Origin of the sequence: Pseudomonas resinovorans NBRC 106553, assembly GCF_000412695.1 — a bacterium.
GTDB classification, from domain to species: domain Bacteria; phylum Pseudomonadota; class Gammaproteobacteria; order Pseudomonadales; family Pseudomonadaceae; genus Metapseudomonas; species Metapseudomonas resinovorans_A.
The window spans coordinates 4,585,898-4,601,624 of record NC_021499.1; the positions used below are offsets into that span (position 1 = coordinate 4,585,898).

Below are 15,727 nucleotides of genomic sequence, written 5' to 3' on the forward strand. Positions count from 1 at the left end.
ATTCCCTCTCCCCCGCCCCTCTCCCGAAGGACGAGGGGTGACTCGCGCAGGCAGGCGCGAAGCAGTCCTGTTGCCCATACCGGCCTGAAACGAAGCAACGAAGATGACGCCGCGCGGAGAGCCCCTTCAGGAGGCCGAGCGGAATCGTTGTGGAAGGGGACGAGCGGCATGGATGCCGCGAGAGGCGCGCGGGGCCAGGGATGGCCCCTCGCGCCGTGCCCCTGGAACAGCGATGAAGGGAGGGAACCCCGGCGAAGCCGGGGCCGGATGCAGGGGCAAGTTTTTTGGTTCCTTTTGAACGACTGCAAAAGGGACTCGTCCGGGAGGGCGAAACAGAAACCCACAGCACACACGTAATCGAGCCAGAAGCCAGCCAATCCATCACCCCGCGTTGGGCCTCGTCCCTCGGCACCAACCTACGAAAGCATCCCCCTACTCCTCCACCCTCACACTCGCCGTCATCCCCGCACTCAGCTGAACCCCCTCCGGAACCTTGTCCAGCTTGATCCGCACCGGAATCCTCTGGGCCAACCGCACCCAGTTGAAGGTCGGCTCGACATTGGCCAACAGCTGCGCATCAGGGCTTGCGTTGCGGTCGGTAATGCCGCGGCTGATGCTCTCCACCGTACCGCTCAACGGCTTGCCGCCGCTCATCAGCCAGACCCGCACCGGCGCGCCGACCTTGATACGCGGCAGCTTGGTCTCCTCGAAATAGGCCTGGATGAAAAAGGAAGCATCATCCACCAGGGCCATCACCGGCTGGCCGGCGTTGACGAAGTTGCCCTGGGCCAGGCGCAGGTTGGTCACATGCCCGTTGCGCGGGGCATGCAGTTCGCTGCGGGACAGGTTCAGTTCGGCCACCCGCAGTTCCGCCTGGGCCTCGCGGAATTCGGCGCGGGCCACTTCGGCGGTGATCAGCGCGTTCTCCTTCAGTTCGGCGCTGATCGCCTGGGGCCCCAGGTGCTCGCGGCGGGACGCCTCGTGCTCACGCAGGCGCAACTGGTGCTGGCGGGTGTCGGCCACCGCGCGGGCTCGCTCCAGGGCGGCCTGGTAGCGTTCGCGGTCGACGGTGAGCAGCAGGTCGCCGGCTTTCACCTCCTGGTTGTCCTGGACCTTGAGTTCCATCACCCAGCCGGACACGTCCGGCGCGATCACCACCACGTCCGCGCGGACCCGCGCATCGCGGGTCCAGGGAGCGAGCATGTAGTGCTGCCAGAGGCCATAGCCGGCCACCAGGGCCACCGCGACCAGGCTGAGGGTGACCAGCACACGTACCATCGAACGCATTTCTTTCTCCTTCACCAGTGCTCGGTCAGCGCCACCAGCGCCGCCAGCACACAGACATACAGGGCACAGTCGAACAACGCTTCGTGCCAGATCCAGCGCGCCAGCCCGAGCTTCGCCAGGACCACACGCAACACGCCGGTCACCAGCAGCGCCAGCACCGCATAGAGCAGAAAGGGGCTGAGCAGCACACCGCCCAGCGCCCATTCACGCAAGCCCATGGCTCGTCTCCTGTTGTTCGCACCATTGCCGCCAGCTCTGCTGCAGCTGCAACAGCGCCGCCTGCGCCAGGCGCCGGTCGACGCTGCGTCCCGCCGCACGCAGCGCGGTCAGTAGCTCACCGACGGCACTGTCGAGGGCCTGGGCGCGACCGGGTGCCGGCCCTTGCAACAGGGTGCGCTCCAGTTCCCGCAGGAAGCGATCCTCCGATACCCCGAGCGGACGGTCCGCCGCCGCCAGGCAGCGGCGCAGGTGCAGCAGTTCGTCCCCCAGGTCCAGGCTGGCCAGGCCGTCGTCCCAGCGGCTGCGGCTCTGCTCCGGCAGCACCGGGTAGAACCGCGCCAGTTGCATCAGGCGATCCGCCATGCGTCCGCCGAACCAGTTCTCCGCACCCGCCAGGCGTACACCGGTGAGACGCGCCAGGTCGTTCAGCGACGCCTTGAGCAGGCGCCGGCCATGCCAGACCGGATTACGCAGGGGGATCAGGCGGAAGACGTACACCGCAAAGCCCACGCCAAGCAGCATGGAAACCGCCTCGTTGAGAAACAGCCCGACATCGAAGCGCATGACGTTCAGCGGTGCGCAGAGCACGATGAAATGCAGGCAGAAGGACGTGGCGGTCGCCCCGATGGCGGGCCTGGCCATCCCCAGCGCGCCGAAGAACAGCGGCACCCCCAAGGCCATGCAGAGCATCGCGAAGCCGCTGAGCTGGGGCAGCAACACCTGGCCGACGAAAAACGCCACCGGCAGCGCATAGAGGATCCCGCGCAGGAACAGCATGCCGATCTGCTCGGCGTTCTCGCGACTGGCGAACAGGCCACAGATCACACAGGTCAGGGTCAGGGCACCCACGGCCGAGGTCCAGGCGGTGGCCAGCCAGAAGGCCGACAGTCCCAGGAACGCCAGGGAGCTGCGCAGGCCGTAGATGGCGGCGGTCTGCACATCGCGGTGGGCGGACAGGGGCGGCGGTGCGTCCGCTGGCGCCTCGCCACGTTCCACCCCGTGCATGGCCACCACCGCCGCCGCTGCCTGGCGGGCCAGCACCGCCATGCGCACCAGGCAGTACTGCTGGATGGTGGACAGCGCGTCGTTCTCAGAGGCCACCAGCAAGCGTTCGCGCAGGGTGTCCAGGTGCGCGACATCGGGCTCGACCAGGGCCTGTTCCAATTCCTCCAACCAGGGTCGCAACACTTGCGCCTCACCCTCGCTCAATTGCAGCCACTGACGGGCTACACCACGGGCCAGGCGCAACAGGCTGAGCAGGTCATGGCTGAGCGCCTGCAAGGCCACCGCCCGCTGGCGGCCGCGACTGCCCTCGAACCAGGCGTGCTCGCGCTGGGCGTCCACGGCGACGATGCGCCCCAGGACGCCGAGCAATCCCTGGCGCTCCTGGCGTTCGCCCTTGAGTGCCGAGATCGCCGCCTGGACACCGCATTCCCAGGTGTCCCGCGCCTGGCGCGCCAGCTGCAGTTCCACCCGCTGGGGCCAGAGCAGCGCGCTGGTCAGGGTGGCGCAGAGGATGCCGAGGCAGATTTCCGTGGAGCGCGCCACCGCCTGGTCGAACACGGCCAGCGGGTGGGCGATGGCGGGCAGGCCGATGATGGCCACCGTGTAGCCGGCCAGCACGAAGGCATAGGACCAGGCGCTGCGCATCATGGTGGAGGCGGCGGTACAAAAGCCCAGCCAGAGGGCCAGGGCCAGCAGGAAAAGCCAGGGGGTCTGGGCGAAGAGCGCCATGATCAGCACCGACATGGCGGTGCCCACCAGGGTGCCGAGCAGCCGCGCCAGGCCCTTCTGCACCACCATGCCGGACAGCGGCTGGGCGACGATGAAAGCGGTCATCAGCGCCCACTGCGGTTGCTGCAGGTCGAAGCGGTACGCCAGCCAGAGCGCGAGGCCGCCGCCCAGCAGGGTCTTGATCGCGAACTGCAGCGCCAGCATGTCGGGCGCCAGGAAGGCACGCAGGTTGTCGCGCACAGGCGAGGTCCAAGGATGATCCGGATGACAATCAAGATAGACCGGCGCAGCCCATGCGCACCCCTCATTACCGGCTCGATGTCGTCATTCGCCTGGAGGCATCGCCTACGTTCGTCGGCTTCGCGTTGCTAATTAATTAAATGCATATTTAAATAAAAATGTCGTCCCCTGACCCTGACCGGAGATGCCCCACATGTCCCGCCCCCGCTCCCCGGGCCGCCCCACCGGTGACTCCCAGCTCCAGCGTGAACGCCTGCTGGACGCCGCCGCCGAGTCCTTCGCCCATACCGGCATCCAGGCCTCCAGCCTGCGCGCCATCGCCCAGCAGGCAGGGGTGACGCCGGCCCTGGTCAACTACTACTTCGGCAACAAGCAGCGCCTGGTGGACGCCCTGGTGGAAGAACGCCTGTTGCCGCTGTTCCAGGGCATGGCCGAGCGCCTGCAGCAGATCGGCGACGACCCCCGCGAGCTGATCACCGCCTTCGTTCGCGGCATGAGCGCCAACCTCAGCAAGAACCCCTGGCTGCCGCCGCTCTGGGTGCGCGAAGTGCTCTGCGAAGGCGGCGCCCTGCGCACGCTGATGCCCAGCCGCTTCGCGCCCATGGTGCCGCTGCTGCTGGCCCAGCGCTTCGCCGCCGCACAGTCCGCCGGCCGCCTCAACCCCGACCTCGACCCACGCCTGCTGGTGGTTTCGCTGATGAGCGTGGTGATGCTGCCCTACGCCGCCAGTCCGATCTGGCGCGGCATCTTTGCCAGCCCGGAGATCGGCGACGAGGCCATGGTCAAACACATACTGGCGCTGCTCGAACGCGGCCTGGAGATCACGCCATGAAGCGCCTGCTCCCCTGCCTGCTGGTCCTGGCCCTGCTGGCCGGCTGCGAAGACCGTGCCGGGCAGACCCTGCTCGGCACCCTGGAGTGGGACCGCGTGGGCCTGCCCGCCGAAGCCTCGGAAACCATCCTCAGCTGGCGCGTGGCCGAGGGCGACCGGGTGGACGCCGGCCAACTGCTGCTGGAGCTCGACCCGCGCCGGGTCGACGCCCGCCTCAAGGAGGCCGAAGGCGATGTCGGCCAGGCCCAGGCCCGGCTGGCCGAGCTGAGCAACGGCGCGCGCAGCGAAACCGTGGACGCCGCCCGCGCCACCCTGAGCCGCAACCGCGCCGAACTCACCGATGCCGAGCGCAACTTCCAGCGCATCGAATCCCTCTACCAGCGCCGCCAGGTGGCCATCGCCGAACTGGACCGCGCCCGCGCCGCCCGCGACCAGTCCCGCGCCACGGTGAGCAATGCCGACGCCCAGTTGCGCGAGCTCACCAACGGCACCCGCCCGGAACAGATCGAACAGGCCAGCGCCCAGCTCCAGGCCGCCCAGGGTCGGCTGGCACAGCTCAAGGTCGATCGCGAACACCTGAGCCTGCGCGCGCCCCGCGCCGGGCGGGTCGACGCCCTGCCCTTCAAGCCCGGCGACCAGCCGCCGCTGAACGCCGAGCTGGTCAGCCTGCTGGTGGGCGATGCGCCCTACGCACGGGTCTACGTGCCGGCCTCGGTGCGCCCGAACATCGCCATAGGCGACGAACTGAAAGTGACGGTAGAAGGCGTGGCCGACCCCTTCACTGCACGGGTGCGCAGCATCGCCAGCGAATCCAGTTTCACCCCCTACTTCGCCCTGACCGGCGCGGACGCCAGCCGCCTGGTCTACCGTGCCGAGCTGGTGCTGGAAGGCGAGGCCGCGCGGCAGTTGCCCGCCGGCCTGCCGGTGCAGGCACAACGGGTTGCCCAATGAACGGCCAGGAAGCGGTGATCCGCGCCACCGGCCTGACCAAGCGTTTTGGCCAGCTCACCGCGGTGGACGGGCTCAACCTCAAGGTCGATCGCGCCGAGGTGTTCGGTTTCCTCGGCCCCAACGGCTGCGGCAAGTCCACCACCATCCGCATGCTCTGCGGCCTGCTGCTGCCGAGTGCCGGCGAGATCGAAGTACTCGGCTGCCGCATTCCCCAGGACGCCGAGGCGCTGAAACGGCGCATCGGCTACATGACCCAGAAGTTCTCCCTGTACGAAGACCTGACCGTGGGCGAGAACCTGGAATTCCTCGCCACCGTCCAGGGCCTGGACCGCAAGGCGGCGCGCCAGCGCATCGACGAACTGCTGGAGCGCTACTGGCTGGCGGACCGCCGCACGCAGTTGGCCGGCACCATGAGCGGCGGCCAGAAACAGCGCCTGGCCCTGGCCGGCGCGGTACTGCACAAACCCGACCTGCTGCTGCTGGACGAACCCACCAGCGCCGTGGACCCGCAGTCGCGCCGGGAATTCTGGGATTCGCTGTTCGAACTGGCCGAGGCCGGCACCACCCTGCTGGTCTCCACCCACTACATGGACGAAGCCGAACGCTGCACCCGCCTGGGCATCCTCGACGCCGGCCGCCTGGTGGCCGACGGCAGCCCCACCGAACTGATGGCCGCCCTGCCCGGCCGCCCGCTGCTGGTGGAATGCGCCCAGCCACGCCAGGCCCAGCGCGCCCTGCAAGGCGCCCCGGAGGTCATCGCCATGGCCCAGATCGGCGCCACGTTGCGGGTGCTCAGTGCCGTGGAAGATGCCCACGATCGCGTCGCCAGGCGCCTGGCCGACCAGGGCGTGGAGGCCGAGGTGAAGCCCACCGACGCCAACCTCGAAGACGTCTTCGTCGCCGTCACCCACCGCCCGCTGGAACGGGCCGGAGCCCCGTCATGAACCTGCGCCGCCTGGGGGCCATCGTCCTCAAGGAACTGCGCCAGCTGCGCCGCGACCGCCTGACCTTCGCCATGATCGTCGGCATCCCGATCATGCAGCTGGTGCTCTTCGGCTACGCCATCAACATGGACGTGCGCGGCCTGCACGCCGCCGTGATGGACCAGGCCGACACCGCCCGCTCCCGTGAAGTGGTGGCCGAACTCGGCGCCAGCCAGGTGCTGGACTTCCGCTACCGGATCAACAACCCGCAGCAGCTCAACCAGCTGCTGCGCGACGGCAGCATCAGCGCCGCCCTGGTGGTGCCCCCGGACTTCGAGGCGCGCCTGGAACGCCGCGACCGCCCACCGCTGCAACTGGTGGTGGACGGCTCCGACCAGGTGGTGCAGGCCTCCGCCCGGCAGCTGGCGGCCTTTCCCCTGCCCGGCTGGGAACAGCCCACCGGGGTCGAGGTGGTGAACTTCTACAACCCGGAACGCCTGGCGCCGCTGAACACGGTGCCGGGGCTGATCGGCGTGATCCTCACCATGACCATGGTGCTGTTCACCGCCATCGCCCTGGTGCGCGAACGCGAGCGCGGCAACATGGAACTGCTGATCACCACGCCGCTGTCGCCCTGGGAACTGACCCTGGGCAAGGTGTTGCCCTTCGTCGGCATCGGCCTGGTGCAGGTGACGGTGATTCTCCTGGTGGGCCTGTGGCTGTTCGACGTACCGGTGCGCGGTTCCCTGCTGGAGCTGTATGGCGCATCCCTGGTGTTCATCTTCGCCAGCCTGACCCTGGGGGTGTTCATCTCCACCCTGGCGCGCAGCCAGTTCCAGGCAATGCAGATGGCCTTCTTCACCTTCCTGCCGCAGATCCTGCTGTCCGGCTTCATGTTCCCCTTCGCCGGCATGCCGGTGGCGGCGCAGTGGATAGCCGAGGTGCTGCCGCTGACCCATTTCCTGCGCCTGGCCCGGGGCATCATGCTGCGCGGCGCCGGCCTGGCCGAGCTCTGGCTGGAGCTGGTGGTGCTGGTGATCTTCACCCTGGTGATGCTGACCGTTGCGGTGATGCGGGTGCACAAGCGGCTGGATTGATTTCCGTCGGCTGGGCCATCTTTTTCTGTAGGGGCGAATTCATTCGCCAGGCAGGCCGCAGGCCTGCCCTTTCGATTCCCGAGGGCGGCTACGCCGCCCTTGGCGAATGAATTCGCCCCTACACCGGCCTACGACAGCAGACTCGCGATGGTCCGCTCACCCAACGCCGGCCCTACGCTCATGCCAACGCCGCTGTGCATCAATACGCCGGTCACACCAGGCGCGGCCTTGAGCACCGAGAAAGGTCCCGGCCCGCGTGCGCCGTAGACACCCTGCCAACGCTCGACCACCTGCAGGCGGGTGCCCAGGGTCTGCTCCGCCAGCGCCAGCAGGATGTCGTCCACCGCCTCGGCGTTGAAGGGCGAGGCATCGCTGCCGTAGTGGTGGGAGTCGCCGACGATCAGCTCGCCATAGGGCGTCGGGCTGACCAGCAGGTGGATGCCGTGTTCTTCCAGCTCAGGCTGCTGCTCGCGGATCTGCTCGCGGATGGCCTCGGCTTCCGGCAGGTCGGCGAAGGCGCCGTAGTGCACGCAGCTCAGCCCCGTGAGCACCGCCTGGCGCAGGCCGAAGTCGCGCTCGGGACGCACCCGCAGCATTTGCAGGCGGCACACCTGCGGCTGCAACGGTGCGATCTGCTCGGCCAGCAGGGTCTGATAGTCGTGGCCGGAGCAGACGATGATCTGCCCCGCGCGGCAACGGCCCAGGGTGCTGTGGATAACCCCCGGTTCGACGTCGCGAACCAGGGTGGAGAAATGAAACTCGACGCCATGCTCGCGGCGCAGATGGTCCACCAGCGCCGGCACGGCCTCGCGGGAATAGACCTGCTGGTCGTCCAGCCCCAGCAGCGCCGCGCGGTGGTGGCTGAACTGCCCCTGGTAGAGGTCGTGCAGGCGTTCGCCGCGCAGCAGTTCGACGCGGTAGCCGTGCTCCGGCGCGCGCACCTCGCAGAACGCCTCCAGCAGTTCTTCCTCGGCGCGGGTACGGGCCAGCAGCAGGGAGCCCTCACGGCGGATATGGAAGCCGGCGGCCTCGGCCCAGCCGGCCCAGATCTCGCGGCTTTCCTTGGCCAGGGCCTGCATGGGGCCCGGTGGCTGGCCGGTGACCAGGGCCTGGCCGAAGTTGCGTACCGAGGCGCCGAGCGGCGTGGCGCTGCGTTCGAAGACGCTGACGCGCAGGCCACGGCGGGCGGCGGCGTAGGCGTGGGAAAGGCCGAGGATGCCGGCGCCGACGATGGCGATATCGGTGTCTTGCAGCATGGGGACTCCTTGGGATCGAGCGGGCTCCGACTTCCCTCACCCCAACCCCTCTCCCAGGGGGAGAGGGGCTATTGGTGCAGGGAGCCGAACCCCGGTGTTACTGCGGCAGCTTCTCGGACTTGCCGTCGTAGCGCTTGCGCCATTCGGCGAGGATCTGGTCGCGGTTCTGCGAGGCCCAGGCGAAGTCGTTCTTGATCAGGCGCTGCTCGTAGTCGGCCGGCAGTTCGGTCTGCGGCTTGGCGATGCCGGGGGCGGCGAGCACGGCGAAGTTTTCCTTGTAGAGGTTCATCGCCGCCGGGCTGGCGGAGAAGTCGGCGAGCTTCTTCGCCGCATCCAGCTGGTCGGTGCCCTTGACGATGCCGGTGGCCTCGATCTCCCAGCCCAGGCCTTCCTTGGGCAGGACGATGTCCAGCGGCGCGCCCTGGCGTTTCAGCTGCACGGCCGGGTACTCGAAGGAGATGCCGATGGGGAACTCGCCGGCGGCGGCCAGCTTGCACGGCTTGGAGCCGGAGTGGACGTACTGGCCGATGTTCTGGTGCAGGCCATCCATGTAGGCCCAGCCCTGCTTCTCGCCGAAGGTCTGCAGCCAGGCGCTGACGTCGAGGAAACCGGTGCCGGAGGACGCCGGGTTCGGCATCACGATCTTGCCCTGGTACTCGGGCTTGGTCAGGTCTTCCCAGCTCACCGGCTTGGCCAGGCCCTGCTTCTCGGCTTCCACGGTGTTGAAGCAGATGGTCGCGGCCCACACGTCCATGCCCACCCAGGCCGGCGGGTTGGCGGCGTCGCGGTAGTTGGCGCCGATGCTGTCCAGGTGTTCGGGGGCGTATTTTTCCAGCATGCCCTGCTGATCGAGGATGGCCAGGCTGGAGGCGGCCAGGCCCCACACGGCGTCGGCCTGGGGGCGGTCCTTCTCGGCCAGCAGCTTGGCGGTGATGATGCCGGTGGAGTCACGCACCCACTTGATCTCGATATCCGGGTTCTGCGCTTCGAAGGCCTTCTTGTAGGCCGACAGCTGCTCGGCTTCCAGGGCGGTGTAGACAGTCAGCGTGGTGGCGGCCTGGGCCTGGAGGCTGAAGCCGGCCATGACGGCGGCGGCGAGGGCGAGGCGTTTGAACATGGAAGAACTCCTGGTCGGGATGGCTTGGGGTTGTGGTTGTTCAGTTGCCCGGGGTGCCCTGGCGCCAGGCCTGGGAGCGACGCAGCACGCCGCGCGAGGCCCAGGCCAGCAGCAGGGACACCGCGGCGGAGGTCAGCAGGATCAGGGTCGACATGGCGGCGGCACCGCCGACGTTGCCGGCGTCGTCCATGTTCAGCACGGCCACGGCGGCGAGGATGCTGTCCGGGCTGTAGAGGAAGATGGCCGCCGACACCGTGGTCATGGCCGAGACGAACAGGTAGCGGATGATGTCCAGCAGCGCCGGCAGGCAGATCGGCAGCGTCACCCGCAGGTAGTGGCGCCAGAGCGGGGCCTTCAGCGACAGCGCGGCGGCCTCGAACTCGCCGTCGAGCTGGCGCAGGGCGGTGGTGGCGGTCATCTGCGCGGTGGTCAGGAAGTGCGCGATGGAGCAGATCACCAGCAGGGTCATGCTGCCGTAGAGCACATGCAGCGGATTGCCCGGCAGGTTGAAGAAGAACACGTAGCCCAGGCCCAGCACGAGGCCGGGCACCGCCATGGGCACGAAGCTGAGCAGGCGCAGGGCCTGGTTCAGCCATTGCTGGCCACGGGTCTTCTCCATCAGGTAGGCGCCGGTGAAGATCAGCGCGCTACCGAAGATCGCCGTGCAGGTCGCCAGGGTCAGGCTGTTGCGGTAGGCCAGCCAGCCGCCGCCGGCGGTTTCCTCGAAGGCGTAGTGGCGCAGGGAGAGTGACAGGTTGTAGGGCCAGAACTTCACCAGGGACGAGTACACCGCCATGCCCAGCACCAGCAGCAGGACCGCGCAGACCACCAGCACCAGGGCCAGGAAGCAGACATCGCGGACCTTGTGCGGCGCCGGGTGGAACACCTGGGCGCGGCCGCTCATGGCTTCGCCCTGGCGGCGGCGCAGCCAGGCGTCGACGCCGAAGCTGAGCAGCGCCGGCAGCAGCAGCACCATGCCGATCAGCGCGCCACGGCCGAACTGCTGCTGGCCCACCACCGCCTTGTAGGCCTCCAGGGCCAGTACCTGGTAATCGCCGCCCACCACCACTGGCACGCCGAAGTCGGTAATGCACAGGGTGAACACCAGGCAGAAGGCGGCGAACGCGGCCTGCCGGGTGGCCGGCCAGGTGATGCTGCGGAACGCCTTCCAGGGCCCCGCGCCCATGCTCGCGGCAGCGTCGAACAGGCGCGCATCGGCCATCGACAGCGCCGAGAGCAGCACCATCAGCGCATGGGGGAAGGTGTAGATGGCCTGGCCGAGGACGATGCCCCAGAAGCCATAGATGTTGTCCGGCAGCCAGTCGCGGAACAGGCCCTGGTTACCGAACAGGTAGATCAAGGCGATGCCCGGCAGCATCGAGGGCGCCAGCAGCGGCAGCAGGGAAATCCCCCGCCACAGGCCCTTGGCCGGAATCAGCGTGCGTTGCAGGGCGTAGGCGAACAGGTAGGCGCTGGGCACCACGATGGCGGCCACGCTGAGGGAGACCTTCAGGCTATTGCCCAGCAACCAGTGGAAGTTGGCGCTGGCCAGCAGTTCCCTGGCCGCGACCAGGCCGCCGCCCTGCCCCGCCTCGCCGCTGAAGCCGCGCCAGAAGATCGCCAGCAGCGGCAACAGCACCGCCAGCACCAGCAGGCCGAGGAACAGGTACTTGCCGCCCTGCACGAAGAGGCGGTCACCCAGCTCGCCGCGCGACGAGCCCTGGGGGAAGGTCTTGTCCAGCTTGATCACGGCATCCATGTCAGGCGAACACCTGCAGGCTGCGGGACGGCAGGGCCACCCAGATATCCGGGGTGCCCAGGCGCGGCAGCAGCGCCGGGTCCAGCTCCGCCAGCAGTGGATGGCCGGGCAGCTGTTCCAGCTCGAAGCTCATGCGGCAGCGGTTGCCGAGGAAGGTGATCTCCCGCACCTGGGCGCGGAAGCGGTTGTCCTGTTGCTCGGACGGGTTGATGGCGATGGCCTCGGGGCGGCAGAACAGGCGGCCGCTGGCGGCGCCATTGGCCTGTTCCGGCAGGCGCAGGGCGAGGTCGCCGACCTGGGCGTGACCGTCCCGGCGGGAGGCGAAGGGCAGCCAGTTGCCCTGGCCGACGAACTCGGCGACGAAGGGCGTCGCCGGCTCGCGGTAGATCGCCTGCGGGGTGCCGTACTGCTCGACCCGGCCCTGGTTCATCACCGCGATGCGGTCGGCCATGAGCATCGCCTCGTCCTGGTTGTGGGTGACCATCAGGGTGGTGATGCCGAGGCGCTTCTGCAGCTGGCGCAGCTCGGTGCACAGATGCTCGCGGACGCGGGCGTCCAGGGCCGACATGGGCTCGTCCAGCAACAACAGGGACGGCGCTGGCGCCAGGGCGCGGGCCAGCGCCACGCGCTGCTGCTGTCCGCCGGACAGCTGGCCGGGGAACTTCTTCTCGCTGCCGGTCAGCCCCACCAGTTCGAGCATCTCGGCCACCCGCGCGCGGACCTGCTCGCGGCCGCTGCCGGCCAGGCCGTAGGCGATGTTCTGCTCGACGCTGAGGTTGGGGAACAGCGCATAGGACTGGAACAGGATGCCGTAGTCACGGGCCTGGGGCGGCAGGTGCGAGATATCCCGCGCGCCGATGTGCAGGGTGCCGCTGTCCTGCCGCTCCAGCCCGGCGATGCAACGCAGCAGGGTGGTCTTGCCGCAGCCGGACGGCCCCAGCAGGCACACCAGCTCGCCCTCGGCGACATCCAGGGACACACCGTCCAAAGCGGTGAAATGGCCGAAGCGCTTGTGGATATCTCGCACCTGCATATGGCTGGCGCTGTGCTGGTCGGCGGGGGTCATGGCGGTACCTCGTTGAGCGGTTGGCGTGCACGGCTGCACGACTCGACGAGGTGGATGCTAGGGAGGCAATGCGAACGTCAGATGGCGGTAGGCGCAAAGACACCAATAGTGGCATTGGTGGATTTGCGAAGCGGGGAGTTACCGAATCGTAGGATGGGTTGAGCGAAGCGATACCCATGCGGTCCGGATTGATGGGTATCGCAGGCTCAACCCATCCTACGGATGCGAGTCGCGAGCGAGAGTCAGGAAGGCCGCCGGCAGGCGCGCCTGGCGGCGCTCCTTGAGGCAATAGAGGTACTCGTCGATCAGCGGTGCGCCCTTGAGCTCGATCACCCGCAGCTCGGGGTTATCCGGCACTTCGTGGCGGGCGATGATGCTGATGCCGAGATTGCGGATCACCGCCTCGCGGATGGATTCTCGGCTGCCGATTTCCAGCAGCGGGCCGATGGAAATGCCAGCCCCCTTGAGCATGTCTTCGGTGAGCTGGCGGGTGGTGGAGCCGGGTTCGCGCATCAGCAGGCAATGGCCCTTGAGGTCGGCCAGCTCGACAGACTTGCGCCGCGCCAGGGGATGCTCGCGGTGCACCGCCAGGACCAGGGGGTCGCTGCCGAGGACGATGCGCGTGAGCCGGGCATCGTCCAGGTGCTGGGACGACGCGGCGAGATCGACCCGGTACTCCTCCAGGGACTCGATCACCTGCTGGGAGTTGCCGATTTCCAGGGACACGTCGATCTGCGGGAAGCGCGTGCGGAAGGCGCGCACCAGGTCGAGGATGTAGTAGGGCGCGGTGGCGCCGATGCGCAGGGTCCCCTGCATCTGCCCGCAATTGCGCAGGAAGAACTCGATGTCCGCCTCCTGCTGCAGCAGCACCTTGACCATGGGCAGCAGCCGCGCGCCCTCCTCGCTCACCGTCAGGCGGCGGCCACCACGGTGGAACAGCTCGACGCCGTACTGGCCTTCCAGGTTGCGGATCTGGGTGGTCACCGTGGGCTGGCTGAGGCCGAGCTTCTTCGCCGCCTGGGTGATGCTGCCCAGGCGGGCGACCATGTAGAAGGCCTTGAGCTCGGCGCTGAGCATGGGGTGGAACCTCGGAACGGCTGGGGTCCGCGCATTCTATCCGCAGCCCGAGGCGTCTCCGATAGCTGTGGGGGCGAATTCATTCGCCAAGGGGTGCGCAGCGCCCCCATGCGAGCCACGGGTCGGACCTGCGGCCCGATTGGCGATTGAAATCGCCCCCACAAGGAGGGCCATCCCCATCGCGGTTCAGGACAACAGGCTCACCACCGCGTAGCGGCTGAGGTTGGCCTGGGCGATCACGGTCTGGCTGACGGCGCCGTAGTTGCTCGGGCTCTTGCGCATCAGGTTGAACACGGTGTTGGCGTAGTCGTGGGCCCAGGTCCTTTCGTCGTTGCTGGACTGGCGGGCGAGGAATTCGCGGATGTCTTCCTGGCGGTTGCGGATCTGCTCGCGCAGGGACGACACCTTGTCCAGGGCGTTCACCACCTGGTCGAGCACCTGACGCAGTTCGCGCAGGGTGTCGCCCTTGAAGTCGCTGGGGAACGGCTTGAAGCCTTCCTCCTGGCTGTCCAGCGGGGTGAAGCGGCCCTTGGCGAACAGCTTGTCCTCGCCCTGCACCTTGAGCTGGCCCTGGAGGGCCTGCCAATCGCCTTCCTGGGCGGAGAATTTCAGCGCACCGTCGCGGTCCAGTTCGGCGCGGATGCCGGCCTGGCCGAGGCTGCCGTTGAAGCGCCGCAGCAGCTGCTCGGTGCTCATGCCATCGTCCAGCACCACGGCCACCGGTTCACCCAGAGCACGGCCGCCGGAGAACAGCAGGGTTTCCTTGCCGGAGCGCTGGATGTTCTCCACCGACTCCAGGCCCTGCAGGCTGAAGCGACTGCGCACCGGCTCGTGCAGGCGCAGCCTCAGGCTGGCGTCCAGGGCGTTGCCGGAACGCTTGCTGCGCTCTTCCAGCAGCCTGTTGACCTGCTGGGCCGCGTCGCGCACCGCCGGCTTGTCGCCGTTCTGCGGGTTGGACAGTTCGCGGCCGATGTTGAGCTTGAGCTGGCCCAGGTGATCGGCCAGTTGGTCCAGGTAGCTCTCGGCCGTCTGCATGGACGACAGCTGCTGGTTCAGCTGCAGGTTGAAGCTGGCGTTCTTGGCCGGCCCGCGCTCGGCGCCGGTGGTCTCCGGCGCGAGCTTGTCGGCCTTGCGCCGCGAAGCAGGCGTCGCTTCCGGCAGCAGCGGCTGGCGGCGCGGCTGGGCATCGGCGAGGGCGATGGACGTGAGGGAATTGTCGACCTTCATCGGCACGCTCCTGGCTTACAACAGCCCGAACAGGGACAGCTGGTTGATCTTCAGGTAGGTCTTCTGGGTCGCCTGCAGGGACAGCTGGTAGTTGTTCAGGTCGATGGACGCACCGGCATAGTCCAGCTGCGACAGCTCTCCCTCGGTCTTCTGGTTCACCAGCGACACTTCCTCGTTGCTGCTGTTGAGCAGGGTCAGGGAGTTCTGCCGGCCACCCAGTTCGGTGATGGCGCCGAGCACACCGGCATGGCCGGCATCGAGCTTGGCCAGGGTGTCCTCGATCTTCGCCCGCACCGCCGGATCGGTGGCGTCCAGGGCCGGGTCCTTGAGCATCTGCACCATCTCGTGCAGGCCGTTGAGGGCATCGATGCCGGGGCCATAGATGCTCGCGGCGGTGACGTTCTCGTCCACCAGCACGCCATTGGCCACCGCCGCCTGGCGGTGCTTGTCGTTGCCGGTCAGGGTGTAGCTGCCGGTGGCGCTGTCGAAGGTCACGGCGGGACGATCACTGAGGGTGCCGGAGAACAGGTAGCGGCCTTCCTCGTCGCGTACGTTGGCGAAGCTTGCGATGGTGTTCTCGATGGTTTCCAGCTCCCCGGCGATGGCGGCCAGGTCCTCGGAGGCGTTGGCGCCGACGTTGCCGGCCCAGAGCAGCAGGTCGCGGGCACTGAGCATGGAGTCGGAGCTGGCCTGGAGGTTGGCCTCCTGGGTGGAGAGGTTGCTCGACAGGTTGGCTATGTTCTTGCGGTACTGCTCGAGGCTCGCCTCTTCCCGCTGCACGCGCAGCACCCGCACACTGGCGATGGGGTCGTCGGACGGCAGCATCATGCGCTGCCCGGTGGCCATCTGCTGCATCAGCTTGCCGATTTCCGCCGAGTTGGCGTTCATCGAGTTGCTCATCATCGCGGTGATCTGCGCGTTGGTGATCCGCATGGTCTGGTTC

The 15,727-nt window shown here is 68.1% G+C and carries 14 protein-coding genes; 4 read left to right on the top strand and 10 right to left on the bottom strand.

The genetic code is table 11. The annotated features are described in order from the left end of the window. Positions 1-432: 432 nt before the first annotated feature. Genes PCA10_RS20700 through PCA10_RS20710 form a run of 3 tightly spaced genes read right to left on the bottom strand, consistent with a single transcriptional unit; the run spans position 433 to position 3,480 of the window. Positions 433-1,287, bottom strand: coding sequence for an efflux RND transporter periplasmic adaptor subunit (locus tag PCA10_RS20700; RefSeq protein WP_016494034.1), 855 nt, complete (start codon positions 1,285-1,287; stop codon positions 433-435). 11 nt (positions 1,288-1,298) lie between these two features. Next, entirely contained in the window at positions 1,299-1,505 is a 207-nt protein-coding gene (locus PCA10_RS20705; protein WP_016494035.1) for a DUF1656 domain-containing protein, read from the bottom strand. Further along, complete coding sequence (locus tag PCA10_RS20710; RefSeq protein ID WP_016494036.1) at positions 1,492-3,480, bottom strand: FUSC family protein; 1,989 nt, start codon at positions 3,478-3,480, stop codon at positions 1,492-1,494. The genes PCA10_RS20705 and PCA10_RS20710 overlap by 14 nt, the downstream gene beginning before the upstream one ends. A gap of 193 nt (positions 3,481-3,673) precedes the next feature. Between PCA10_RS20710 and PCA10_RS20715 the strand changes: the two genes are divergently transcribed. The 4 genes from PCA10_RS20715 to PCA10_RS20730 are packed head-to-tail and all read left to right on the top strand — an operon-like array spanning position 3,674 to position 7,282. Next, complete coding sequence (locus PCA10_RS20715) at positions 3,674-4,312, top strand: TetR/AcrR family transcriptional regulator (RefSeq protein WP_016494037.1); 639 nt, start codon at positions 3,674-3,676, stop codon at positions 4,310-4,312. Continuing rightward, positions 4,309-5,262 carry an HlyD family secretion protein gene (locus tag PCA10_RS20720; RefSeq protein WP_016494038.1) on the top strand — a complete coding sequence of 318 codons (954 nt, stop codon included), beginning with the start codon at positions 4,309-4,311 and terminating at the stop codon, positions 5,260-5,262. The genes PCA10_RS20715 and PCA10_RS20720 overlap by 4 nt, the downstream gene beginning before the upstream one ends. Continuing rightward, positions 5,259-6,206: an ABC transporter ATP-binding protein gene (locus tag PCA10_RS20725; RefSeq protein ID WP_016494039.1), complete on the top strand. Its 948-nt coding sequence runs from the start codon at positions 5,259-5,261 to the stop codon at positions 6,204-6,206. The genes PCA10_RS20720 and PCA10_RS20725 overlap by 4 nt, the downstream gene beginning before the upstream one ends. Continuing rightward, positions 6,203-7,282: an ABC transporter permease gene (locus tag PCA10_RS20730; RefSeq protein WP_016494040.1), complete on the top strand. Its 1,080-nt coding sequence runs from the start codon at positions 6,203-6,205 to the stop codon at positions 7,280-7,282. Before PCA10_RS20725 ends, PCA10_RS20730 begins: the two co-directional genes overlap by 4 nt. Positions 7,283-7,410: 128 nt before the next feature. Here the strand turns inward: PCA10_RS20730 and PCA10_RS20735 are convergent, their stop codons facing one another. The 7 genes from PCA10_RS20735 to flgL form a co-directional block, all read right to left on the bottom strand. Next, entirely contained in the window at positions 7,411-8,538 is a 1,128-nt protein-coding gene (locus PCA10_RS20735) for a TIGR03364 family FAD-dependent oxidoreductase (RefSeq protein ID WP_016494041.1), read from the bottom strand. A 97-nt stretch (positions 8,539-8,635) separates the two neighbouring features. Further along, complete coding sequence (locus tag PCA10_RS20740; RefSeq protein WP_016494042.1) at positions 8,636-9,655, bottom strand: putative 2-aminoethylphosphonate ABC transporter substrate-binding protein; 1,020 nt, start codon at positions 9,653-9,655, stop codon at positions 8,636-8,638. A gap of 40 nt (positions 9,656-9,695) precedes the next feature. Further along, on the bottom strand, positions 9,696-11,414 hold the full coding sequence (locus PCA10_RS20745; protein WP_016494043.1) for a putative 2-aminoethylphosphonate ABC transporter permease subunit: 1,719 nt from the start codon (positions 11,412-11,414) through the stop codon (positions 9,696-9,698). Position 11,415: 1 nt separating this feature from the next. Next, positions 11,416-12,480, bottom strand: coding sequence for a putative 2-aminoethylphosphonate ABC transporter ATP-binding protein (locus tag PCA10_RS20750; protein ID WP_016494044.1), 1,065 nt, complete (start codon positions 12,478-12,480; stop codon positions 11,416-11,418). 216 nt (positions 12,481-12,696) lie between these two features. Next, positions 12,697-13,557, bottom strand: coding sequence for a LysR family transcriptional regulator (locus PCA10_RS20755; protein ID WP_016494045.1), 861 nt, complete (start codon positions 13,555-13,557; stop codon positions 12,697-12,699). Between the two features lie 186 nt (positions 13,558-13,743). Next, the gene (locus PCA10_RS20760; protein ID WP_016494046.1) at positions 13,744-14,784 is read right to left on the bottom strand and encodes a hypothetical protein; all 1,041 of its coding nucleotides are present in this window, start codon (positions 14,782-14,784) and stop codon (positions 13,744-13,746) included. A 15-nt stretch (positions 14,785-14,799) separates the two neighbouring features. Continuing rightward, a complete protein-coding gene (gene flgL / locus PCA10_RS20765) occupies positions 14,800-15,717 on the bottom strand; it encodes a flagellar hook-associated protein FlgL (RefSeq protein ID WP_016494047.1) in 918 nt (305 codons plus the stop codon). Positions 15,718-15,727 lie beyond the last annotated feature (10 nt).